Annotated in this window: 23 protein-coding genes, 1 tRNA gene and 1 other RNA gene; 9 read left to right on the top strand and 16 right to left on the bottom strand. The window is 46.1% G+C overall.

All coding sequences use genetic code 11. From position 1 onward, the window contains the following. Positions 1-2: 2 nt before the first annotated feature. Both AC8GFU_RS00355 and fbaA read right to left on the bottom strand, forming a co-directional pair. Positions 3-1286: an adenylosuccinate synthase gene (locus tag AC8GFU_RS00355; RefSeq protein ID WP_506626531.1), complete on the bottom strand. Its 1284-nt coding sequence runs from the start codon at positions 1284-1286 to the stop codon at positions 3-5. Between the two features lie 28 nt (positions 1287-1314). After that, positions 1315-2349, bottom strand: a complete 1035-nt coding sequence (gene fbaA, locus AC8GFU_RS00350) for a class II fructose-bisphosphate aldolase (protein ID WP_506626530.1) — start codon at positions 2347-2349, stop codon at positions 1315-1317. A gap of 353 nt (positions 2350-2702) precedes the next feature. On the opposite strand from fbaA, the gene acs reads away from it, so the two are divergent. Next, positions 2703-4667: an acetate--CoA ligase gene (gene acs, locus AC8GFU_RS00345; RefSeq protein ID WP_506626529.1), complete on the top strand. Its 1965-nt coding sequence runs from the start codon at positions 2703-2705 to the stop codon at positions 4665-4667. Here acs and AC8GFU_RS00340 read toward each other — a convergent pair. Further along, positions 4664-5191 carry a TlpA family protein disulfide reductase gene (locus AC8GFU_RS00340; protein WP_506626528.1) on the bottom strand — a complete coding sequence of 176 codons (528 nt, stop codon included), beginning with the start codon at positions 5189-5191 and terminating at the stop codon, positions 4664-4666. The genes acs and AC8GFU_RS00340 overlap by 4 nt on opposite strands. Continuing rightward, entirely contained in the window at positions 5188-5886 is a 699-nt protein-coding gene (nth, locus tag AC8GFU_RS00335; protein WP_506626527.1) for an endonuclease III, read from the bottom strand. The genes AC8GFU_RS00340 and nth overlap by 4 nt, the downstream gene beginning before the upstream one ends. A gap of 19 nt (positions 5887-5905) precedes the next feature. Here nth and AC8GFU_RS00330 point away from each other — a divergent pair, with 19 nt between their 5' ends. Then, a complete protein-coding gene (locus tag AC8GFU_RS00330) occupies positions 5906-6589 on the top strand; it encodes a Crp/Fnr family transcriptional regulator (protein WP_506626526.1) in 684 nt (227 codons plus the stop codon). Here the strand turns inward: AC8GFU_RS00330 and AC8GFU_RS00325 are convergent, their stop codons facing one another. The 8 genes from AC8GFU_RS00325 to ffs all read right to left on the bottom strand — a co-directional run bounded on the left by AC8GFU_RS00325 (position 6590) and on the right by ffs (position 12518). Continuing rightward, positions 6590-7057, bottom strand: coding sequence for a RidA family protein (locus tag AC8GFU_RS00325; RefSeq protein ID WP_506626525.1), 468 nt, complete (start codon positions 7055-7057; stop codon positions 6590-6592). It lies immediately after the preceding gene. Continuing rightward, a complete protein-coding gene (gene sp36, locus AC8GFU_RS00320; RefSeq protein WP_506626524.1) occupies positions 7054-7212 on the bottom strand; it encodes a Sp36 family protein in 159 nt (52 codons plus the stop codon). The genes AC8GFU_RS00325 and sp36 overlap by 4 nt, the downstream gene beginning before the upstream one ends. Next, positions 7209-7661, bottom strand: a complete 453-nt coding sequence (locus tag AC8GFU_RS00315; RefSeq protein ID WP_506626523.1) for a GatB/YqeY domain-containing protein — start codon at positions 7659-7661, stop codon at positions 7209-7211. The genes sp36 and AC8GFU_RS00315 overlap by 4 nt, the downstream gene beginning before the upstream one ends. Next, positions 7658-8710 carry an aspartate-semialdehyde dehydrogenase gene (locus tag AC8GFU_RS00310; protein WP_506626522.1) on the bottom strand — a complete coding sequence of 351 codons (1053 nt, stop codon included), beginning with the start codon at positions 8708-8710 and terminating at the stop codon, positions 7658-7660. The genes AC8GFU_RS00315 and AC8GFU_RS00310 overlap by 4 nt, the downstream gene beginning before the upstream one ends. Further along, positions 8707-9978: an aspartate kinase gene (locus AC8GFU_RS00305; RefSeq protein WP_506626521.1), complete on the bottom strand. Its 1272-nt coding sequence runs from the start codon at positions 9976-9978 to the stop codon at positions 8707-8709. The genes AC8GFU_RS00310 and AC8GFU_RS00305 overlap by 4 nt, the downstream gene beginning before the upstream one ends. Before the next feature lie 90 nt (positions 9979-10068). Then, positions 10069-10662, bottom strand: a complete 594-nt coding sequence (gene recR / locus AC8GFU_RS00300; protein WP_506627157.1) for a recombination mediator RecR — start codon at positions 10660-10662, stop codon at positions 10069-10071. Between the two features lie 12 nt (positions 10663-10674). Next, a complete protein-coding gene (locus AC8GFU_RS00295) occupies positions 10675-12384 on the bottom strand; it encodes a DNA polymerase III subunit gamma and tau (protein ID WP_506626520.1) in 1710 nt (569 codons plus the stop codon). Positions 12385-12421: 37 nt separating this feature from the next. Further along, an RNA gene (ffs, locus tag AC8GFU_RS00290) (signal recognition particle sRNA small type) lies at positions 12422-12518 on the bottom strand. A 41-nt stretch (positions 12519-12559) separates the two neighbouring features. On the opposite strand from ffs, the gene AC8GFU_RS00285 reads away from it, so the two are divergent. The 3 genes from AC8GFU_RS00285 (at position 12560) to AC8GFU_RS00275 (ending at position 13674) form a co-directional block, all read left to right on the top strand. Further along, a tRNA-Ser gene (locus AC8GFU_RS00285) sits at positions 12560-12644 on the top strand. A 131-nt stretch (positions 12645-12775) separates the two neighbouring features. Continuing rightward, a complete protein-coding gene (locus AC8GFU_RS00280) occupies positions 12776-13285 on the top strand; it encodes a hypothetical protein (protein ID WP_506626519.1) in 510 nt (169 codons plus the stop codon). Positions 13286-13314: 29 nt separating this feature from the next. Next, positions 13315-13674 carry a DUF952 domain-containing protein gene (locus tag AC8GFU_RS00275; RefSeq protein WP_506626518.1) on the top strand — a complete coding sequence of 120 codons (360 nt, stop codon included), beginning with the start codon at positions 13315-13317 and terminating at the stop codon, positions 13672-13674. Here the strand turns inward: AC8GFU_RS00275 and AC8GFU_RS00270 are convergent. After that, on the bottom strand, positions 13671-15089 hold the full coding sequence (locus AC8GFU_RS00270) for an NAD-dependent succinate-semialdehyde dehydrogenase (RefSeq protein ID WP_506626517.1): 1419 nt from the start codon (positions 15087-15089) through the stop codon (positions 13671-13673). The genes AC8GFU_RS00275 and AC8GFU_RS00270 overlap by 4 nt on opposite strands. Before the next feature lie 104 nt (positions 15090-15193). Between AC8GFU_RS00270 and AC8GFU_RS00265 the strand changes: the two genes are divergently transcribed. Continuing rightward, positions 15194-17524 carry an amino acid permease gene (locus tag AC8GFU_RS00265; protein WP_506626516.1) on the top strand — a complete coding sequence of 777 codons (2331 nt, stop codon included), beginning with the start codon at positions 15194-15196 and terminating at the stop codon, positions 17522-17524. On the opposite strand, the gene AC8GFU_RS00260 is transcribed toward AC8GFU_RS00265, so the two are convergent. After that, positions 17496-17936 (bottom strand): nucleoside deaminase, encoded by a 441-nt coding sequence (locus AC8GFU_RS00260; protein WP_506627184.1) that lies wholly within the window; start codon positions 17934-17936, stop codon positions 17496-17498. The two genes, AC8GFU_RS00265 and AC8GFU_RS00260, sit on opposite strands and share 29 nt — an antisense overlap. Before the next feature lie 14 nt (positions 17937-17950). Continuing rightward, on the bottom strand, positions 17951-18484 hold the full coding sequence (locus AC8GFU_RS00255) for a tRNA adenosine deaminase-associated protein (protein WP_506626515.1): 534 nt from the start codon (positions 18482-18484) through the stop codon (positions 17951-17953). 54 nt (positions 18485-18538) lie between these two features. Between AC8GFU_RS00255 and upp the strand changes: the two genes are divergently transcribed. Genes upp through AC8GFU_RS00240 form a run of 3 tightly spaced genes read left to right on the top strand, consistent with a single transcriptional unit; the run spans position 18539 to position 21156 of the window. Continuing rightward, positions 18539-19177: a uracil phosphoribosyltransferase gene (gene upp, locus AC8GFU_RS00250; protein ID WP_506626514.1), complete on the top strand. Its 639-nt coding sequence runs from the start codon at positions 18539-18541 to the stop codon at positions 19175-19177. Further along, positions 19178-20554, top strand: coding sequence for an NAD-dependent malic enzyme (locus tag AC8GFU_RS00245; protein ID WP_506626513.1), 1377 nt, complete (start codon positions 19178-19180; stop codon positions 20552-20554). Next, entirely contained in the window at positions 20551-21156 is a 606-nt protein-coding gene (locus AC8GFU_RS00240) for a DedA family protein (protein ID WP_506626512.1), read from the top strand. Before AC8GFU_RS00245 ends, AC8GFU_RS00240 begins: the two co-directional genes overlap by 4 nt. Here the strand turns inward: AC8GFU_RS00240 and AC8GFU_RS00235 are convergent. Next, positions 21104-22045, bottom strand: a complete 942-nt coding sequence (locus AC8GFU_RS00235) for a DMT family transporter (RefSeq protein WP_506626511.1) — start codon at positions 22043-22045, stop codon at positions 21104-21106. The two genes, AC8GFU_RS00240 and AC8GFU_RS00235, sit on opposite strands and share 53 nt — an antisense overlap. Positions 22046-22071: the final 26 nt, after the last annotated feature.

Raw genomic sequence — 22071 nt, 5'->3', positions numbered from 1 at the left:
TCTTAGATGAAATCCTTTACGACAATTGTTTGATCGCGCCCGGGACCAACGCCAATCGCGCTCATTGGTGCACCTGAAATCTTTTCAAGGAATGCCACGTAATCCTGTGCATTCTTTGGAAGATCTGACAATTTGCGTGCATTAGAAATATCTTCAGTCCAACCAGCTAAGTATTCGTAGATTGGCTTTGCGTGGTGGAAATCTGTTTGTGAAGCTGGAAGCTCTTCAACACGCTTTCCATCGATCTCGTATGCAACACATACTGGAATCTTTTCCCAACCAGTTAGAACATCTAGCTTTGTAAGGAAGAAATCAGTTAAACCATTGACGCGAACCGCGTAACGAGCGATAGGTGCATCAAACCAACCGCAACGACGTGCGCGACCAGTTGTAACACCAACTTCTCCACCGATACGACGTAGCGCTTCGCCATCTTCATCAAATAGTTCAGTTGGGAAAGGTCCGCTACCAACGCGAGTTGTATACGCCTTCAAAATTCCGATTACACGATCAATCTTTGTAGGTCCGATTCCAGAACCTGTACATGCGCCACCTGCAGTTGGATTACTTGAGGTTACGAATGGATAAGTACCGTGATCAACATCCAACAATGTGCCCTGAGAACCCTCTAGAAGTACTCGTTTTCCAGCCTTTAGCGCTTCATCCAAGATTAAAACTGTGTCTGCTACATATGGACGCAAGATATCTGCGTACTTCAGGTACTCCTCAAGGACCTCATCAACTTCAATGTTCTTGCGGTTGAAAACCTTAATTAAAATCTGATTCTTATCGCGCAGCGCACCTTCAAGCTTTTGGCGAAGGATTGATGGATCAAAAAGATCCTGAACGCGAATACCGATGCGGTTGATCTTGTCTGCATACGCAGGTCCGATTCCGCGACCAGTTGTTCCGATCTTTGACTTGCCTAAGAAGCGCTCTGACACCTTATCGATTGTGCGGTGATAAGGAGTAATCAAATGTGCGTTAGTAGAAATTAAAAGCTTGCTTGTATCGATTCCGCGTTCATTTAATCCACGGATCTCTTCAAGTAAAACACTTGGATCAATAACAACACCATTTGCAATAACTGGAATTACATTTGGAGAAAGAATTCCTGAAGGCAATAAGTGAAGTGCGTACTTCTGATCTCCAATTACAACTGTGTGTCCTGCGTTGTTACCGCCTTGATAGCGAACTACATAATCAACGCGATCGCCCAACAGGTCGGTGGCTTTACCCTTGCCTTCGTCGCCCCACTGAGCTCCGAGTAGTACTAATGCAGGCATGAGTAAAGCCTCTCCGACTAGTTGTTAATTACTTAAGTGATGTAGTGCCAGTTGAACGTAGATCCTCACATGCATGTACAACGCGAGCTGCCATTCCTGCTTCAGCTGCCTTGCCCCATGCGCGTGGATCGTAAGCCTTCTTGTTTCCAACTTCGCCATCAATCTTTAGCACACCGTCGTAGTTCTTGAGCATGTGATCAACAACTGGACGTGTAAATGCGTACTGAGTATCTGTATCGATATTCATCTTAATTACGCCGTAATCAAGTGATTCGCGGATCTCAGAAAGAAGTGAGCCAGAACCACCGTGGAATACCAAGTCCATTGGCTTGCTTCCTGCAGGTAATCCAAGCTTTGCAGAAACCGCTTCTTGCAATGTTGCAAGAATCTTTGGCTGCAATACAACGTTTCCTGGCTTGTAAACACCGTGAACATTTCCAAATGTTGCCGCAACCATGTAGCGAGCATTTGCATCTGTTCCCAGAGTTTCAATTGTTAGAAGTGCATCTTCAGGAGTTGAGTACAGCTTTGCATCGTGCTTTGCTTCGATGCCATCTTCTTCTCCACCAACAACGCCGATTTCAATTTCAAGAATTGTCTTTGCTGCAACAGACATCGCCAACATTTCCTTGGCGACCTTCATGTTTTCAGGCATATCAACCGCTGATCCATCCCACATGTGTGAGTTGAACAAAGGTGCCTTACCTGACTTAATGCGATCTGCACCAAATGCAAGAAGTGGACGCATAAAGCCATCCAACTTTTCTGCTGGGCAGTGATCTGTGTGAATACCAATATTTACTTTGTAGTTCTTCGCGACAACATGTGCGAACTCTGCGAGCGCAACTGCGCCATCAACCATGTTCTTAACTGTTGAGCCTGATGCGTATTCGGCACCGCCCCATGAAAATTGGATGATTCCATCTGACTCTGCTTCGGCGAAACCACGAATAGCAGCTGTGATGGTCTGTGATGATGAAACGTTGATTGCTGGATATGCGAAAGCGCCTTTTTTAGCGCGATCCAACATGTCGGCATAAATTTCGGGGGTTGCAATTGGCATAGTGACTCCTATGGGCTCGTAGTAAATCTTTAGACTGAGCGCTTCGTTGAGTCGTCTAGAGGCTTACGGCCAATCCTCTCACCTTCGCCTTCATGGCACAAAAAGACCCTCCGCCGAAGCCTGACGAAGGGTCTTTAAGCGCTTTTAGCTCACACTTTTCAGGGCATTGGCCAGGAATTTAGCCAGCGCAGCGACCATGGTGGGATTGCTGAGCAGTTTGATGAGCATCAAAATAAAGGATGTAAGCATGGATTCTCCTTTCTGTTGGCGCATCCTTGGGCTACCCCTCGCTCGCAAACTCAACCCTTCAAATCCCTGTTGATAACAATGCTCAGCAGGTAGCCTCTTGCTTTATGACCCAAGATCACGAGTCCTTAGAGAACCTGCTCAGCGAAGAGCGCACCTTTGCGCCATCTGCCGAGTTCGCAGCCCAAGCAAATGCCAAACCAGATCTTTACGACCAAGCAGAAAAGGATCGCCTGGCGTTTTGGCAGGTTCAGGCAAGCAACCTGTCATGGGATAAAAAGTGGGACACGGTTCTTAAGTGGGAAGCACCATATGCGGAATGGTTTGTTGGCGGAAAGATCAACGCTTCATACAACGCATTAGATCGCCATGTACTAGAAGGTCGCGGAGATCGCGTTGCTTTTCACTTTGTCGGCGAACCAGGCGACACGCAAGATATTACTTATGCGCAGATGTTGATTGAAGTTAAGAAAACCGCAAATGCATTAATCGAACTTGGTGTTGAAGCAGGCGATCGCGTTGCAATTTACATGCCGATGATTCCCGAAGCTGCTGTTGCGATGCTTGCATGCGCTCGCATTGGTGCCGCGCACTCTGTTGTCTTTGGTGGTTTCTCAGCGGATGCGTTGTTGTCACGTATTCAAGATGCAGATGCAAAGTTAGTAATTACTGCAGATGGTGGTTTCCGCAAAGGTGCAGCATTTGCACTGAAGCCTGCTGTTGATGAAGCACTTAAAGGTAAGCACAACGTCAAGAAGGTTTTAGTTGTTCAACGTACTAAGCAAGAAACCGCCTGGAACTCTGAAACAGATGTGTGGTGGCACGAGATTGTTCAACGCCAATCAGCAGATCACACCGCTGAGTTCTTTGATTCCGAGCACCCGCTATTTATTTTGTACACATCTGGAACAACAGCAAAACCAAAGGGAATTTTCCATACAACTGGCGGTTATTTAACGCAGGCGGCCTATACCCACCGTGTTGTCTTTGATATTAAGCCTGAAACTGATGTGTATTGGTGCACCGCCGATGTTGGTTGGATTACGGGCCATAGCTACATTGTTTACGGTCCACTAATTAATGGTGCGACTCAGGTGATGTATGAAGGCACACCAGATACTCCGCACAAGGGACGTATCTTTGAAATTATTGAAAAGTACGGCGTAACTATTTTGTACACCGCGCCAACATTGATTCGTACCTGGATGAAGTGGGGCGATGAGTACCCAAATAAGTTCAACTTAACTTCACTACGTTTACTTGGATCTGTTGGTGAACCAATTAATCCTGAAGCATGGATGTGGTACCGCGAAGTTGTTGGTGGAAACCGTTGCCCAATTGTTGATACCTGGTGGCAAACAGAAACTGGCGGAATCATGATCTCACCACTGCCAGGTGTAACAGCAACAAAGCCAGGATCTGCAATGACTCCAATTCCTGGAATTAGTGCGGTCGTTGTTGATGACAACGCACAACCTGTTGCAAAGGGTCACGGTGGATTTTTGATTTTAGATAAGCCATGGCCCGGAATGTTGCGCGGCGTGTGGGGCGAAGATGAACGTTATAAGGAAACTTATTGGTCTCGCTTTGCAGGAATTTACTTTGCAGGAGATGGTGCAAAGTTAGATAAAGATGGTGCAATTTGGTTGTTAGGTCGCGTTGATGATGTGATGAATGTTTCTGGTCACCGCATTTCAACAACTGAGGTTGAATCAGCACTTGTTTCACATGAAGCAGTTGCTGAAGCTGCTGTAGTTGGCGCAGCAGATGCCATGACAGGCCAAGGAATTGTTGCCTTCGTAATTCTGCGTGGTGGAGTTGCACATGCAAGTGGAGAAAAATTAGTAACTGAACTTCGTAATCACGTTGCAAAAGAGATCGGTGCGATCGCAAAACCTCGCCAGATCTTGGTTGTTGCTGAGCTTCCAAAGACTCGAAGCGGCAAAATCATGCGTAGATTGCTCAAAGATGTGGCTGAAAACCGCCAAGTTGGAGATGCGACAACCCTTGCTGATCCAAATGTGATGCGTTTGATTTCAGATGGACTGCATAGTTCAAAGGATGAGGATTAGAGCTTTACGCCCAAGTACTTATTGGTCAGGGAAATTAGTTCGATTTCATTCTTAAGCACGCCTATTTTCTTGCCTGCAACAGAGCCATCTGCTGCAATAAACCAGGTAACTGGCACGCCTAAACCAAAGTACTTACGTGAGCGGCCATCTGGATCGTAAAGATTGGGCCAGGTAATGCCGTTGCGTTCAACAAACAAGCGACCATCATCAAATGTTGCTTCTTCAACATCTACACCGATTAACGCAACCTTGCCCTTAGCTTTTGCGTAAAAGGAGCGAAGGATAGGCATCTCTTCTTTGCACGGGCCGCACCATGATCCCCACACATTCACAACCATCGGTCCTCGTAATCCACCAAGGCGCGCGCCATCGGTGCGATCTAAACAATCCATCGAAATTCCACCGGTGAAGCTTTTATCCTGTGAAATTGATTCGCAAGAAACAACTTCTCCTCTTACATACGATGAAGATGGTGAACAAGCGGTCAGCAAAAGAAGAGTTACAACAAGCCAAACTCTTCTCATCGGAAATCCTTATCTGTTTTAACTAACAGTAATGCCTTTTCTTTATCCATCTCGCCAATGCCAACACTGGGACAGATTTTTGCTACCGGACATGCACCGCACGCTGGTTTTCTTGCATGACAGATACGACGCCCATGCCAAATCATTCGCTGTGAAAGATTTGTCCATTCGGGTTGTGGAATTAACTGCTGCACAACCATTTCAACTTTTACTGGATCTGTTTCTTTTGTCCAACCGAATCGTCGTGATAAACGACCAAAGTGGGTATCAACTGTAATTCCGGGAGTATCAAAGGCATGGCCTAAAACTACATTTGCTGTCTTGCGACCAACACCTGGCAATGTAATTAGCTCTTCAAGTGTGCGCGGTACTTCGCCTTTGAAATCTTCTAATAACTTGATATTCAAATTCTTAATGTTGCGAGCCTTTGCCCGATAAAAACCAGTTGAATGAATTAAATCTTCAATTTCGTGCAGATCAGCTTTTGCATACGCCTTTGGATTCTTGTACCGCTTGAAGAGCGCGGGCGTAACAGTGTTAACTCTCTTATCAGTGCACTGCGCGCTCAGTACCGTCGCAACAATTAACTCCAGCGGGTTTGTGAAATCTAGTTCGCAGCGAATATTTGGGTAGGTCTTGGTAAGGATGCGATAAACCGCCTTAGCCCCTTTTCGGGTTTCCCTATCCACCATCATGGGTAGTAAAGTACCCCTCGTGACCATAGATGAAGATGTAGTTCGTAAGGCGCCACTCTTTACCGCCTTGGATGAAGCCGCCGCAGTTTCTTTGCGCGCAAATATGGATTCTGTAAAGATTTCAAAGGGATCTGTTTTGTTTGCTGAAGGCGATGAGGGCGACCACCTATATGTAATCGTCGAAGGCAAGTTGAAGCTTGGAACATCAAGCGGCGATGGTCGTGAAAATCTTCTTTCCATTCTTGGACCTGGCGAAATGTTTGGCGAACTCAGCCTCTTCGATCCAGGCCCACGCACATCAACTGCAACTGCGGTTACAGATGCGAAGCTACTAAGCCTTGGCCAGGAAAAACTTCTTCCATGGCTAGCAACAAATCCAAATGTTTCTCTTCAACTGCTTGCTCGTTTGGCGCAACGTCTTCGTCGCACAAATGAAGCTGTTGGCGATTTAGTATTTTCAGATGTTCCAGGCCGTGTTGCTAAGGCGCTTATTGATCTTGGTGAGCGTTTTGGAAAGCAAACAGATGAAGGTTTATTTGTTCATCACGATCTAACTCAAGAAGAGTTAGCGCAACTAGTTGGTGCATCCCGCGAAACAGTTAACAAAGCACTTGCTGATTTCGCAGGACGCAACTGGTTAAAGCTAGATGGTCGTGCAGTTCTAATTACCGATTTCGAACGCTTATCAAAGCGCGGAAAGTAATTAGTCGGTAATTTCGACTGTTAGTTCGATCTCCACTGGTGAGTTAAGTGGAAGCTCTGCAATTCCAACAGCGCTACGTGCATGCTTTGCACCATCGCCCCAGATTGCTAAGAACAGTTCAGATGCACCATTAACAACAGCTGGATGATTTACAAAACCGGTTACGCCGTTTACATAACCAACTACGCGAACAACCTTTGTAATCTTGTTTACATCAGCAACTAACTGAACTGCAGCAAGTGCGTTGAGTGCACAGATCTGTGCAAGCTCTTTTGCACGCTCAGGAGTGATCTCGCCATCAACCTTACCGACGCCAGCCATCTGTCCATCAACTAATGGAAGTTGACCTGCTGTTAAAACTAAATTTCCTGTACGAACCGCTGGAACATATGCAGCAACTGGAAGTGCTGCAACAGGTAGCTCTAAACCAAGCTCTGCAAGTTTTGCGCGAACATCAACCTTATTCATGCGATCTCTCTTTTCATGTAAGCGACTAGCTGCTCACCTGTTCCTGGTGCTGGAATAACTTGTACAAGCTCCCAACCATCTGAGCCCCATGTATCAAGAATCTGTTTTGTTGCATGTGAAAGAAGTGGAACAGTTGCGTATTCATACTTTGTCATTTGTTCAGACTCTCTTTCACTAGTGATGAAACAAGTGCTCCATCAGCCTTTCCTGCAATCTTTGGCTTAATCGCGCCCATTACCTTGCCCATATCTGCAGGACCTGCAGCACCTGTTGATGCGATTGCATCAGCGATGATCTGCTTAATTTCATCTGCAGTTAATTGTGCTGGCAAATACTTAGCAATTACCTCGCCTTCAGCCTTTTCTAGCGCAGCCTTTTCTGCATGGCCTGCACCTTCAAATGCTTCTGCCGCTTCACGACGCTTCTTTGCTTCGCGTGACAAAACAACGATCACTTCATCATCACTTAGCTGACGTGCTTCTTTTCCTGCAACCTCTTCATTAGTGATTGCAGTTAGAACCATGCGAATGGTGCTTGATGTGATTTCGTTGCGACCACGAATTGCTTCAGTTAGGTCTGAACGTAAGGTTTCTTTAATGCTCATGCTGTGAACTCTACCGCCAGTAGTTCTGCGATTTGAGCGGTATTTAGAGCTGCACCCTTGCGAAGGTTGTCTCCACAAACGAACATATCGAGAGCCATTGGATCATCAATGCTCTTGCGAACACGACCGACCCATGTTGGATCTGTTCCAACTACATCTGCAGGTGTTGGGAACTTGTAGTTTTCGGGATCATCAACCAACTTCACGCCTGCAGCGTTCTGCAAAATATCTTGAGCAGCCTTACGTGAAGGCTCCTTTTCAAATACTGCGTGAACAGTCAGTGAGTGAGTAGTAATTACCGGAACGCGTACACATGTTGCTGAAACCTTTAGATTTGGAAGGCCAAGAATCTTGCGAGATTCATTGCGAACTTTGAGCTCTTCAGATGAGTAACCATCTTCCTTAAGTGATCCCGCCCAAGGCACAACGTTGAGAGCTAATGGCGCTGGGAATGGACCCAGATCCTTAACAAAGTTACGAACATCGCCAGCATTTGTTCCGGCATCTGTTCCTGCAACTGCAGAAATTTGTTCCTTCAATGCATCAATGCCAGCTTGGCCTGCACCTGATGCTGCTTGGTAAGAAGAAACAACAAGTTCCTTCAATCCGTATTCACGGTGCAATGCACCAAGAGCCACAATCATAGAAAGTGTTGTGCAGTTTGGATTTGAAATAATTCCACGTGGACGATTCTTAGTTTGCTCAGGATTAACTTCTGGAACAACCAAAGGGATATCTGCGTCCATTCGGAATGCGCCAGAGTTATCGACGACTACAGCACCACGTGATGCAGCGATCGGTCCCCACTCTGCAGAAACCTCATCTGGAACATCGAACATTGCAACATCGATGCCATCGAAGGCTTCAGGTGAAAGAGCTACGACGGTTAGCTCCTCCCCACGACAAACCAACTTCTTTCCTGCACTACGCGCCGAAGCGATAAGACGAATTTCTCCCCATACATCTGGGCGTTCAGACAAAATTCCAAGCATTACTGTGCCAACGGCGCCAGTCGCACCAACTACTGCGAGTGAAGGCTTCTTACTCATCGTCCTGTACCTCCGTAAACAACAGCTTCATTTTGATCTGCATCTAATTCGAAGGCTGTATGTGCAGCTTTTGCACCACGCTCAAGATCTGCTTCACGACAAATAACCGAGATACGAATCTCTGAAGTAGAAATCATTTCGATGTTTACGCCTGCATCAGAAAGTGCGCCAAAGAATGTCGCAGTAACACCTGGATGTGAGCGCATACCAGCGCCAACTAATGACAATTTACCGATTTGATCATCGTATTGAATTGAAGCAAAACCAACTTCGCCTTGAAGCTTCTGCAAGATTGCAGTTGCTGCAGCGCCTTCAGCCTTTGGCAATGTGAACGAAATATCTGTAAGACCAGTTGCTGCAGCAGAAACATTTTGCACGATCATGTCGATATTGATATCTGCATCCGCAATCGCTTGGAAGATACGTGCAGCAACACCAGTGCGGTCAGGTACTCCGACAATCGTGATCTTTGCTTCGCTCTTGTCATTAGCGATACCCGAGATAATTGCTTGCTCCATTGCTCCTCCTTCAGGATGATCTTTGACCACCCAGGTTCCTTCATTTGTAGAAAAAGATGAACGTACGTGAATTGGTAAGTTGTAACGGCGCGCGTATTCAACGCAACGCAAGTGCAGAACCTTTGCTCCGCTAGCTGCGAGTTCAAGCATCTCATCGTAAGTAACTGTCTTTAACTTACGAGCTGCAGGAACAACACGTGGGTCGGCGCTAAATACGCCATCAACATCTGTATAAATTTCGCACACATCTGCATCAAGTGCTGCAGCTAATGCAACAGCTGTTGTATCGCTACCACCGCGACCAAGCGTTGTAACATCCTTTGTATCTTGCGAAATTCCTTGGAAGCCAGCAACGATTGCAATTGCACCGCTATCTAACGCTTCTTTGATTCGACCAGGAGTCACATCGATGATGCGAGCTCGGCCATGTGCAGATGTTGTAATCACACCTGCTTGGCTTCCTGTAAATGAAAGAGCTTCATGTCCTAGGTTGTTGATCGCCATTGCAAGCAACGCCATTGAGATTCGCTCGCCAGCTGTTAACAACATATCTAATTCGCGGCCCTGAGGAATTGGAGTGATCTGTTCAGCCAGATCAATCAATTCATCGGTGGTATCGCCCATGGCTGAAACCACGACAACAACCTGATTACCGTCCCGCTTTGCCGCCACAATTCTGTTGGCAACGCGCTTCATGCCCTCGGCATCTGCGACTGAAGAGCCGCCATATTTCTGAACAATGAGTCCCATGGCTTAATCATGAACTAGATATCCTGCTGGGGCTACTCGATTTCCGGTATTTCTTAAATAATGAGACAGGGTGCGTTTCAAATAATGAGATTAAACATCTCTTCGGCCCTCAAAGGCACGACCAAGGGTAACTTCATCGGCATATTCCAAATCTCCGCCTACTGGAAGTCCACTAGCTAAACGGGAGACTTTTATATCCATCGGCTTAATCAGGCGGGATAGATAGGTAGCTGTCGCCTCACCTTCGAGGTTGGGATCGGTCGCCAAGATGACTTCAACGATTCCGGCATCTGCCAGGCGAACCATTAATTCACGAATACGAAGTTGTTCTGGACCGATGCCATCGATCGGACTGATTGCTCCGCCAAGCACATGGTACTTACCGCGGAATTCGCGAGTGCGTTCGATTGCGATTACATCTTTGCTTTCTTCGACTACACAAATGATTGTGTTGTCACGACGAGGGTCACGACAGATGCGGCATTCATCTTCTTCAGAAACATTTCCACACTGCACGCAGAACTTAACTCGCTCTTTAACTGTGCGAATTGAATCAACTAGCGCAGATGCAACTTCAGAATCAGATTGCAAGATATGGAATGCGATTCGTTGCGCACTCTTTGGACCGATGCCTGGCAAGCGTCCTAGTGCATCAATGAGATCTTGAATTGCACCTTCGTACATTCCTGACATCTATTACTTACCTTCAATAACTTTTGCGCCAAGCTCTTTCGCCAACAACGCCGCACCCGTCAACTGCACAGGATCATTTGGCGCTTCAGATGTTCTTGTCTCGCGCGCCGCAGGAGTGTTGGTGTCGATCGATGGATCAACAACAACTGCAATCTTTCGATCCAACCCCACCACATCAATAAATGAGTTGCGCAGAATCACATCAGATTCAGATCGCTCAAAACTTTCCTTCGCACCAGCATTAACAATGCCGATGGTGATCGCATTCTCATCAACACTTAGCACCTGCGCAGATGCACTGAGTAGCGACCACGTAAGTCTGCGGCGCTTCTTTACATCTTCAATTACATCTGGCCACGCTCTGCGTAGTGCGGCAATATCGAAAGCACCATGTGCGGGGGACGCTTTTGGCTTTTCGGGAGCCGGCGTTACTACTTCGGTTGGCTTAGAGTTGTTGACTGCTTCAGTCGAATGAGCAGAGCTTGTACTTTCTTTTGGCTCTGCGGTTCGAGCTGAAGCGGAAACAACGGGAGCGGTCGTAAGCGGAGCAATATTTTCCGCACGTTCAAGACGTTCAATACGAGAAAGCATTCCAGCCTCTGTGTTGTCCCCGATCGGCAGCAAAATGCGACCGCAGATGAGCTCAAGGATTAAGCGCGGCGCAGTAGCCCCACGCATTTGGGTTAGCCCCTCCGCCGCAATATCTGCCGCACGCGACAGGTTCGCAGTACCAATTCGGTTGGCCTGATTGCGCATACGTTCCATCTGATCATCAGGCATATCGCGCAAGATTGAATTAGCGGTTGAATCCTTAAGCGCATCAACAATCATCAAATCGCGAATACGTTCCAACATATCGCTGGTGAATCGACGTGGATCATGTCCTGATTCAATTACACGATCAATAGTTTTAAAAAGCGTCGCACCATCATGCGCTGCAATCGCATCGATTGCATCATCTAACAAAGCACCATCTGTAAATCCAAGAAGTTGAATTGCGATCTCGTAGCTAACGCCATCTTTTCCTGCACCAGCAAGTAACTGACCTAATACAGAAAGTGCATCACGAACAGATCCACCAGATGCACGAACTACAAGTGGAATTACACCCTTTGCAACCTTTACGCCTTCAGCATTGCAAACCTTTTCAAGGTGAGCAGCCAAAGTTCCTGGTGGAACTAAACGGAATGGATAGTGGTGTGTACGTGAACGAATTGTTGCAATCAACTTATCTGGTTCAGTTGTAGCAAAGATAAAAATTACGTGGGCAGGTGGCTCTTCAACAACTTTTAGTAATGCATTCGCTGCACCTGGTCCAAGCTGATGAGCTTCGTCAATGATGTAAATCTTGTAACGACTTTGTACTGGCGCAAAGAATGCTTTGTCACGTAGATCGCGTGCATCATCTACTAAACCGTGGGTCGCAGCATCTAATTCAATTACATCTAATGAACCTGGACCGTTCGCAACTAAATCTTTACATGATTGGCACTCGCCACATGGATTTGGTGTTGGGCCCTTTTCGCAGTTAAGCGAGCGCGCCATGATTCGTGCGCTAGAAGTTTTTCCGCAACCGCGTGGACCGCTAAACAAGTAAGCGTGGTGAGTGCGGCCTGATTCCAAAGCATTTGAAAGTGGAACAGTTACATGCTCTTGTCCGATGACATCTGCAAAAACAGAGGGACGGTATTTACGATACAAAGCTAATGACATCGCCGTGCTCCTCTACTGTTCGTCGCCTTGCGCAATTTAATAGGACCCCTCGCACACCCGCCAGAGCGGACCTACCCTTGCTGCATTCCTGCCCTGGGGGAGTTCAGTAAGGTAACGCCGTACGAGGGATCTGGCGCAATCATAGTTACAGCCACCGATAGAGTTCACCTCCTCGGGAGGATTCGCATAGCGGCCGAGTGCGCACGCTTGGAAAGCGTGTATAGGGCAACCTATCGAGGGTTCAAATCCCTCATCCTCCGCTCAAGATATTACTCAATTAACCCTTCATGGCTACTTGACCGAGAAAATTGACTTTAGCTGGTGGTGCGTAAATGGACCTAAGCCCCTCAAAATTACTCTGAGCAATCCAATATTTTCCTATAGTGCCCAAATGGAAAGCAAAACTTTTTATGAAGAGCTACTAACGCTAGGTCAACACTTACACGAGCGCGAACGTTTAGCCTTATATAGATTTTTAATTGAAAATAAAAGTGATACTTACAAGTCAAATGCCTTGCAATTATTTAAATCCAAGCAATTAAAGAGTGTAATTGCCAATGGTGAAATCACATATTCTTTGAAGGGCGATATCGTAAGTTATTCGACGAGAAAAAATGGTACTTTGGCATATCAAGAAAATGTTCGCGAAACAAAATTAAATAGGATTCCAAAATTTCGAATTAGAAAACTTATAAAATATTTTGCTCAAACAGAAGTAGAGGTCATTTGGAACTACCCACTTGAGGGACGCAACCCTGTGATAGAAGGTAGCTATTGCACAGACTCATATCCCTTCTTTGACCTCAGATATTTTTCGAACGGTGGAAGTCGCCTTCTTGGGTTGATTAATAAGCTACGAATTGACGATTCAGACATAAGAGAAAAACTGAAAGTTTCTTAAATTGTAATTATGAATTGATTGGAGTTCACATGCCTGAAACCAGCTTTCTTCACCTGACAACAAAGCGGGCTTGGGAAGATGCATTGAAAGTTGGCACCTATTCCCTATCGACAAAGGGAAAGACACTTGAGGAAGTGGGTTTCATTCACGGCTCTTTTGCAGATCAAGTTGAAGAGGTTGCTGGCTTTGTCTTTGCTGGGTCAACTGAAGAGTTAGTTGTCCTGCATTTAGATATCGATATGTTGGAATCGAATGGCATTCAGGTTCGGGTCGAAAAGGCCAGCAACGGAAAGTCGTATCCGCATATATATGGTGCGGTTCCATGCGAATTAGTTGATCGAGTGTCAGAAGCTCACATGAGCGCTGACAATAAATTAATAATAAATTAAATCTCGACGCCTATGAACTTAGTTTGTAGGAACTCGTGAATTCCATCGAAGCCACCTTCGCGGCCCAAGCCCGATTGCTTTACGCCACCAAATGGCGCAGCTGGATCTGAGATAACTCCCTTATTGATCGCAACCATTCCTGATTCCATCGCCTCTGCGGTACGCAATGCGCGGGTGAGATTTGAAGAGAAGACATAACTAATAAGACCGAACTCTGTGTCATTAGCCATCTCGATACCTTCTTCATCTGTATCAAAGATGACGATCGGTGCGACTGGGCCAAAGATTTCATGAAGCAGGATTGGGTTGTCCTTCTCAACAATCAAAACAGTTGCTGGGTAGAACGCGCCATCACCTTCAGGCTTAACTCCACCAACCTCAACCTTTGCACCTGCTGCGATTGATTCATCAACTAATTCCGCGATCTTATTGCGTTCCTTCATAGAAACAGAGGCGCCAAGTGTTGTTGTGGCTTCAGTTCCGCGGCCCATTACATAGCTGCTCATGGACTTAGTCATTTCAGCGATGAACTTATCTGCGATTCCGCGTTGCACGAAGATGCGGTTTGCTGATGTGCAAGCAGCGCCACCATTGCGCATCTTTGCAAGTGAAAGTTGAGGAATAGTTACTGCAAGATCTGCATCATCATGAATAACCACTTGCGCATTTCCACCAAGCTCCATTGAGCAACGGATGACGCGATCTGCTGCTTCTTTCAGAAGAATGCGACCAACTTCAGTTGAACCTGTAAATGAAAGGTTCTTAACACGTGGATCATGAAGCATCTTTGAAATTGCTGGACCAGTTTTTTCAGGAAGAACTAGGTTGAGTACGCCCTTTGGTAAACCTGCGCGCTCCATCAAATCAACGATGTACATCGCAGTTAGTGGTGTTTCACCAGCTGGCTTCAAAATCATTGTGCAACCAGCAGCTACCGCAGGACCAATCTTGCGAGTGGCCATACCTGCTGGGAAGTTCCATGGAGTAATAAGAATAGAAAGACCGATTGGTTCATGAGTTACCAGGATTCGCTTGTCCCCTGATGGAGATTTACGGAAATCACCAGGTGTGCGAACTGTTTCTTCAGCAAACCAGCGGAAAAATTCCGCTGCATAAGTTGCTTCACCGCGAGCATCTGGCATCGCTTTTCCGTTTTCACGGGAAATCATTGTTGCGATCGCTTCATTTTCAGCGGTCATTAACTCAAAAGCTTTACGCAAAATCTCTGAGCGATAACGAGGTGCGGTCTTTGCCCACGCTTTCGCAGCTGCATCTGCAGCAGCTATCGCGGCTTCACATTGTGCATCTCCAGCAAGTGCAACTTCGGCAATAACTGTTCCGTCGCTTGGATCGTAAACTGGTAATTTTCCGATTCCATCAACCCACTGGCCATCGATATACAACTGTGTACGCATGTCCAAAGCATACGCGGAGCGCTTAAAACAGTGAAGATCTTGTGCCCTGAGGTAGAGTGATACTTATTAAGTTGCGTTTTTCGCAATGAAAAGAGGAGTTCTCAGTGCCCAAGTCGTGGACCGATGATGCGCCAGCCCCTGAAGTTCTAAAGGATCACGCACATCTAAAAGACTCATTCTTTTACACAATCAAGCGCCGCTTGCTGGGTAATCCTCTAAACCGACACTCATTGGGTCACCAGCGTTTAAGCAAGCGTTATGCCTTGGGTATTTTGTCATCTGACTGTATTTCTTCATCTGCATACGGTTCAGAGCAGATTTTGATTGCATTGCTTCCAGCATTTGGTTTGGCAGCTTTTGCAATCTTGATGCCGATGACAGCGGTTGTACTAACTATCTTGGTAATCATCACACTTTCATATCGCGATGTAATTAATGTGTACACAAAAGTTGGTGGCGCATACATTGTTTCGAGAGACAACTTCGGACCAGTAGTTGCCCAAATTGCAGCTGTCGCATTGATGTTGGATTACATCGTTACTGTTGCAATTCAATCTGCAGCAGGTGTTGCAGCCATTGTCTCGACATTCCCATCACTTCATGGTTTTAAGATTCCAATGATCTTGGCTGTAATTGTTTTACTTACATACGGAAATCTTCGCGGAGTTAAGGAAGCTGGAAAAGCATTCGCACTTCCAACTTACTTCTTCGTCGGTTGCATGTTCATTGTGTTTTCCATGGGTATCTACCGTGTGGCAACAGGAACGCTTGAAGTTCTGCCAACTGATTTGCCAGGAGCGGTACCTGTTGGTGAAAGCCAAGGGTTACTCACCTTTGCTGCAATCTTTATTCTGCTTCGCGCCTTCGCAAATGGTGGTTCATCATTAACTGGACTTGAAGCGATCTCTGATGGTGTGGCTCTGTTTAAGACCCCTGAGCATGTAAATGCTCGTCGCACCTTGTATGTAATGAGCACATTGCTTGGAACATTGGTTCTTGGAGTTTCTTGGTTTGCCCACAAGATCCATGCAATGCCCTATGAATCAGGCACCCCAACCGTTATTTCGCAGATCGCAAAGACGATCATGGGCGATGGCGCCGTAGGGTCGATTATGTTCGTGATGGTGCAGCTAGCAACAATGCTTATCTTGTTTGCTGGTGCGAACACCACCTACAGCGCGTTTCCGATTTTGGTGAACTTTGTTGCTACAGATGGCTACCTGCCACGCCAATTAACAAAGCGTGGGCACCGCCTAGCTTTCTCAAATGGAATCTTGCTTTTATCTGGCGGCGGAATCTTCTTGGTTCTTATCACCGCAGGTTCGGTTGAACACTTAGTTGCGTTTTATGCGCTTGGAGTATTTACAGGCTTTACCTTGGCTGGATTCGGAATGACTCGCCATGCACTGCGCAATAAGACTGGTGCCTGGAAAGCAAAGATATTTATTAACTCGCTGGCTGGATGTATCTCATTCGTAGTTGTCATTATTTTCTCAATTGTTAAATTCACAGAAGGTGCTTGGTTAGTACTTTTGACCGCACCTATTCTTGTAATGACTTTCTTGCGTTTGCGTCGCCAGTACACACGTGAACAAGAAGCATTAGCGGTAAAGCGCGATCAGGAACGTGCAACATCAATTGCGCGTCACGATGTAACTGTTCTTGTGGACAATGTTGATATTGCAACTGTCGGCGCAATTCGTTACGCACGAAGCCTGCAACCACGCAATCTCGCTGCTGTTCACTTTGTTATTGATGATCGTCGCGCAGAAGAGATTCAAGCGGCGTGGGCGGCATCTGACGCACTTGATGATGTAACCCTTGAATTGATTGATTGCCCCGATCGTCGTCTTGCAAACTCTGCACTTGATTACGCAATCAGAATGACAGAGAAGCCAGATGTTGAATTAACACTTCTACTTCCACGACGTGCATATTCAGGTTTCTTAGGTCGTTTACTCCATGATCAAACCGCTGAAGAGATTGCAGCACCTATTTCACAGCTGCCACGTGTAGTTGCAACAATTGTTCCATTTGACGTAGATCGCATTACTTCAGGCAAAGCTGTTGTCCAACATGCTGCACATGAAGCAAAAGTTGTCGAGGCACCTAAGCCAATTAAGAAGGCGCCGCCTGTAAATATTGAGCCAATTAGTCACTACGCAGAAGATGTGACTCCAATTGGAAAGATTGAATGGCGAAAGCGTGCACAGGTTCAAGGTCGCGTAACTTCAATTAAAACCGCGCCTCGCGGTTCAGCTCCGACACTTGAAGTTGAGATTTGGGATGAAACAGGAGGAGTATCGCTGCACTTCTTGGGACGTCGTGAAATTGCTGGTCTTGAAGTTGGTTCTCAACTGCGTGCTGAAGGCATGGTTGGTGAAGAAGAAGGATCTATGGTGATTCTTAATCCTTCTTACGAACTTCTTGTATAAAACCTTTAATTAATTCACCGCACTCTTCAGCTAAAACACCTGCACGAACCTCAGTTCTAAAGGTGCTGCGCGGATCGCGCAATAGATCCCACATCGAACCAACTGCGCCAGCTTTTTCATCCCATGCACCAAATACAACTGTTTCTAAACGAGATTGTGCAATTGCACCTGCACACATCACGCAAGGTTCTAATGTGACTACAAGTGTGTGGTCGGTTAAATGCCAATCACCAATTTTTTCAGCAGCATTTCTGATTGCAACGATCTCTGCATGAGCTGTTGGATCATTGTGCTTTTCACGTTCATTATGACCGGTAGCAACTAATTCTCCAGCCTTATTAAAGATAGCGGCGCCCACTGGAATATCAGCACTTGCTAAAGCTTTACGTGCTGCATCAAGTGCAACGCGCATCATTTCAATATCGTTCACAGATCCAATAACTCCGAAAACTCCTCGCCGAAACCTAAACGAGCAGCAATGGCTTCAAGCTGTTCATCTGGAAATAACTCTTCATCATCGCAAAGCGCAGAAATTTCCATGCCATTCATTCCGAGATCAGCCAATATCTCTAGGTGACCAACCGGTCCTGGTGCTTCATCCTCTTCAGGCATTGGGATATCTGCGATATCAAGTAACTCTTCTGCAACTTCATAATCAAAGGCAGCGGTTGCATCGCTAAGGAAAAGTGAGATGTGTGTGCCTAGAACGCGAATCAATATAAAAAACTCTTCGTCTATTGCGATCAATGCAATAGATCCACCATTGGTTTGTTGTGATTTCAAACGGGAAATGATTTTGGCGATGTTGAATGGGTCCGGCAATGTTGCAAGTGTCCAGCGACCATCTTCATGCCAAGCGGCAACGGCAAAATCAACATCGGTTGTGAGGTCGCTTACTTCGTCATCAATTTCATCGAAGGATTCAATCTCTTCAACGAGCTCTTCTTCGAAATCGGACATGTGCTCATACTTTCACTCATTGGAAAGGAATGAAACCCCTGTAAGGTAATGCCCATGAAAGTACACGTTGCAGATCACCCACTTATCAATCACAAATTGACTGTTTTGCGCGACGAACGCACCGATTCACCAACATTTCGTCGATTGGTAGAAGAGCTTGTAACCCTCTTGGCTTACGAGGCAACTCGCGACGTACGTACTCACGAAGTTGAGATTAAGACACCTGTTACAAAGACAAAGGGCCAGAAACTTGCTGAGCCTCGTCCCGTTGTTGTTCCAATTTTGCGTGCAGGTCTTGGAATGCTCGAAGGTATGAGCAAGTTGATTCCAACCGCTGAAGTTGGCTTCTTGGGAATGGTTCGTGATGAAAAGACATTAGAGGCGAGCACATATGCAAACCGTCTGCCTGATGATCTTTCAGGACGTCAGGTTTTTGTTTTAGATCCCATGCTTGCAACCGGTGGAACTTTGATCATGGCCTTTCATTACTTAATTGATCTTGGTGCAACTGATATCACTGCAGTTTGCATCTTGTCGGCTCCAGAAGGAATTGCAGCTGTCGAAAAGGAGTTTGCAAATAGCAGAGTCCCAATCACAATCGTGACAGGTGCACTTGATGAAAAGTTAAATGAGCACGGCTACATTGTTCCGGGCTTAGGCGATGCCGGCGACCGCTTGTACGGAGTTGTATAAATGGCATCAACCTCACCTGGATACGGAATCACTATTCGTGTCGAAGGTTCACCAGATTCAAACCCGGTAGCACTTGCGACAACGGTAATTACCGCTGCTGGCGCAACCATTACCGCGCTCGATGTTGTTGAATCACTTCTTGAAAAGGTTGTCATCGACATTACCTGTGACACTGTTGATGCAGATCATGCAGAAGAAATTACATCTGCAATTTCATTGAATCCAGAATTAACTGTTCGTAAAGTTAGTGATCGAACATTTTTGCTCCACCTTGGTGGAAAAATCGAGATCGCATCAAAGGTGCCACTAAAGACTCGCGATGATTTATCTCGTGCCTACACTCCTGGCGTAGCTCGAATCTGTCAGGCGATCGTTGCCGATCCTTCAGATGCTCGTCGCTTAACTATTAAGCGCAATACAGTCGCTGTAGTTACTGATGGATCAGCGGTTTTAGGCCTAGGAAATATTGGTCCGGCAGCAGCTCTTCCGGTTATGGAAGGTAAGGCCGCGTTATTTAAGCGCTTTGCAGATGTTGATGCCTGGCCTGTATGTCTTGATACTCAAGATGTTGATGAAATTGTTCGTACAGTTCAACTCATCGCACCTGTATACGGTGGAATCAACCTAGAAGACATTTCTGCTCCACGTTGCTTTGAGGTTGAAGCTCGATTGCGTGAACTCCTAGATATCCCTGTCTTCCACGATGATCAACACGGTACAGCGATCGTTGTACTTGCTGCGCTTCGTAACGCATTGAAGCTGGTTAAGAAGGATCTTTCATCTGTAAAGATTGTTCTCAGCGGTGTAGGTGCTGCTGGAAACGCAATTGCACGTCTGCTCACGTTAAATGGCGCAAGCAACATCATCGGTTTCAATCATCACGGCGTTATTCACAATGACATGAAATCTGATGATGTTATGCAGCAATGGTTTATCGATAACAGCAATCCAACAAACTTCACCGGAAAGATCTCTGAAGCAATGGTTGGTGCAGATGTATTTATCGGTGTTAGTGCTCCAAATGTGCTGACTGAATCAGATGTTGCTTCAATGGCTAAGGGTTCGATTGTCTTTGCACTTGCTAATCCAGATCCAGAGATCGATCCAGCGATTGCTCGTAAATATGCATCAGTAGTTGCAACCGGACGCAGCGATCAGCCAAACCAAATCAACAATGTATTGGCCTTCCCTGGAATCTTCCGCGGATTACTTGATGCAAATGCACACAAGATTTCAGATCAAATGCTTGTTGCTGCCGCCGAGGCGATCGCAGATTGCGTTTCGCCTGAGCAGCTCAACACATCATTTATCGTTCCAAGTGTTTTTGATGCCAATGTTGTCAAAGCTGTAGCTGCGGCGGTTAAGAAGTCAGTGTGATTGAACTAGCTGCATCCTTTGATACCCAGTTTGCATCGATTGCACCCTTCTTTCTGTACCTGCTTATTGGGGTAATAATCTTTGTAGAAACCGGCATTTTGTTGGGCTTTTTCCTACCCGGAGACTCAATCCTCTTCAGCGCTGGCTTAGTTGCCGCAGCGCACGGCGAAGTAAATATTGTCATTCTTGTTTCGGTAATTTTCATCGCCGCTTTCTTCGGCGATCAAATTGGTTTTGTGTTGGGCCGATTAGTTGGTCGTCCCTATCTAGAACGCCATAACTCCCCCAGAATTCAATCAATGATCGCTCGCTCTGAACGTTTCTATGAGCAAACTGGTTGGTGGGCGGTAGTAGCGGCTCGATTCTTCCCTTGGGTCAGAACCTTTGTTCCACCCATTGCCGGAATTTCAAAGATGAATTACTACAAGTTCTTATCTGCAAACGCATTAGGTGCACTGCTGTGGGGCGTTGGAATTACTCTTGCTGGATATTACGCAGCAACTTTGCCATGGGTTAAAACTTCCTCATATGCAATTGCAGCCTTCTTTATTACAGCCTCTGTGGTTTCTTCACTCGTGAACTACTTACGCCACCGGCGATAACTCCCGCGTAAGTCATTGCAATGCCTGTAACTAGATAAGCACTAACGCTGACGCCATCTGTTGGTGACACAAGATCAATAATCAATGAACCAACTAGCTGACCACCAACACTAAACAAGGTAAATGTCAGAACACCTAAGTGCTGAACGATTGTTGAAGTGAAAGCAATATAGATAACTCCAATTACTCCGCCTGTATAGATCCACCAGGTATCCGTTGGCAGAGGCGTTAAATGGCTCTTGCCAACAATAATTCCAACCAGAATCAAAATGAAGAGAAATGATGTTCCCATAATGAAGTTCAATAGCGATGTCGTAAAGCTTTGGTGTGAATATTCATTTATCTGCCCATTAAGCGCACGTTGAATACCAACAATCGCACCAGCGATTCCCGCTGCAGTAACTGCGAACATAGATAAGTCATTTGCATCGATGCGATCCCACACTGAAACTAAGACCGCTAAAACAGTTAAAAAGGCTGCTAATACACGTCTAACCGAGATCAGCTTCTTGCCTCCACCAGTTAAACCGATTCGATCCACTACTAATGACATCGCAGTTTGGCCCGCGATTGATGCCACTGAGTAAATAGCAACTCCGATGAGAGGAACAATTTGGGTTTGGATAGCAACAAAGCTTCCCCCAAGGGCTCCAGCAAATAATTTCCAGCGTGCGATCTCTTTACGAGCGATTGCAGCATGCAAATTCTTGATACCTTCTTTGATCTGGGCACTAAAGGGAGTGATAATCGCAATAATCAATAATCCAGACCCAAACGAAACTAGCGCAGCTTGTAATCCATTATCTAATCGGTGAGAAAGTTCGCCATTGACGCGTGCCTGCATCGCAATCATTACCCCTGAAAGGGCTGCTAAAAAGTCCAAGCGCATTGCGGCAGGTTACCAAGAAAAGTAAA

This window comes from Planktophila warneckei (SeqCode), assembly GCF_965234675.1.
Classification (GTDB): Bacteria; Actinomycetota; Actinomycetes; order Nanopelagicales; family Nanopelagicaceae; genus Planktophila; species Planktophila warneckei.
This window is presented reverse-complemented; position numbering and strand designations above follow the sequence as displayed.

What these genes read in the sequence shown, in the direction of transcription:
- fbaA (WP_506626530.1), bottom strand. Translation starts at nt 2,349, where the DNA reads ATGCCAATTGCAACCCCCGAAATTTATGCCGACATGTTGGATCGCGCT.
- AC8GFU_RS00355 (WP_506626531.1), bottom strand. Translation starts at nt 1,286, where the DNA reads ATGCCTGCATTAGTACTACTCGGAGCTCAGTGGGGCGACGAAGGCAAG.
- acs (WP_506626529.1), top strand. Translation starts at nt 2,703, where the DNA reads ATGACCCAAGATCACGAGTCCTTAGAGAACCTGCTCAGCGAAGAGCGC.
- AC8GFU_RS00260 (WP_506627184.1), bottom strand. Translation starts at nt 17,936, where the DNA reads ATGCGCGTTGCACTTGATGCAGCACGTAAAGCTTTAGCAAGTGCTGAT.
- AC8GFU_RS00245 (WP_506626513.1), top strand. Translation starts at nt 19,178, where the DNA reads ATGGCATCAACCTCACCTGGATACGGAATCACTATTCGTGTCGAAGGT.
- nth (WP_506626527.1), bottom strand. Translation starts at nt 5,886, where the DNA reads ATGATGGTGGATAGGGAAACCCGAAAAGGGGCTAAGGCGGTTTATCGC.
- AC8GFU_RS00270 (WP_506626517.1), bottom strand. Translation starts at nt 15,089, where the DNA reads ATGCGTACACAGTTGTATATCGATGGCCAGTGGGTTGATGGAATCGGA.
- AC8GFU_RS00325 (WP_506626525.1), bottom strand. Translation starts at nt 7,057, where the DNA reads ATGAATAAGGTTGATGTTCGCGCAAAACTTGCAGAGCTTGGTTTAGAG.
- AC8GFU_RS00310 (WP_506626522.1), bottom strand. Translation starts at nt 8,710, where the DNA reads ATGAGTAAGAAGCCTTCACTCGCAGTAGTTGGTGCGACTGGCGCCGTT.
- AC8GFU_RS00235 (WP_506626511.1), bottom strand. Translation starts at nt 22,045, where the DNA reads ATGCGCTTGGACTTTTTAGCAGCCCTTTCAGGGGTAATGATTGCGATG.
- AC8GFU_RS00280 (WP_506626519.1), top strand. Translation starts at nt 12,776, where the DNA reads ATGGAAAGCAAAACTTTTTATGAAGAGCTACTAACGCTAGGTCAACAC.
- upp (WP_506626514.1), top strand. Translation starts at nt 18,539, where the DNA reads ATGAAAGTACACGTTGCAGATCACCCACTTATCAATCACAAATTGACT.
- recR (WP_506627157.1), bottom strand. Translation starts at nt 10,662, where the DNA reads ATGTACGAAGGTGCAATTCAAGATCTCATTGATGCACTAGGACGCTTG.
- AC8GFU_RS00340 (WP_506626528.1), bottom strand. Translation starts at nt 5,191, where the DNA reads ATGAGAAGAGTTTGGCTTGTTGTAACTCTTCTTTTGCTGACCGCTTGT.
- AC8GFU_RS00315 (WP_506626523.1), bottom strand. Translation starts at nt 7,661, where the DNA reads ATGAGCATTAAAGAAACCTTACGTTCAGACCTAACTGAAGCAATTCGT.
- AC8GFU_RS00295 (WP_506626520.1), bottom strand. Translation starts at nt 12,384, where the DNA reads ATGTCATTAGCTTTGTATCGTAAATACCGTCCCTCTGTTTTTGCAGAT.
- AC8GFU_RS00305 (WP_506626521.1), bottom strand. Translation starts at nt 9,978, where the DNA reads ATGGGACTCATTGTTCAGAAATATGGCGGCTCTTCAGTCGCAGATGCC.
- sp36 (WP_506626524.1), bottom strand. Translation starts at nt 7,212, where the DNA reads ATGACAAAGTATGAATACGCAACTGTTCCACTTCTTTCACATGCAACA.
- AC8GFU_RS00275 (WP_506626518.1), top strand. Translation starts at nt 13,315, where the DNA reads ATGCCTGAAACCAGCTTTCTTCACCTGACAACAAAGCGGGCTTGGGAA.
- AC8GFU_RS00255 (WP_506626515.1), bottom strand. Translation starts at nt 18,484, where the DNA reads ATGTCCGATTTCGAAGAAGAGCTCGTTGAAGAGATTGAATCCTTCGAT.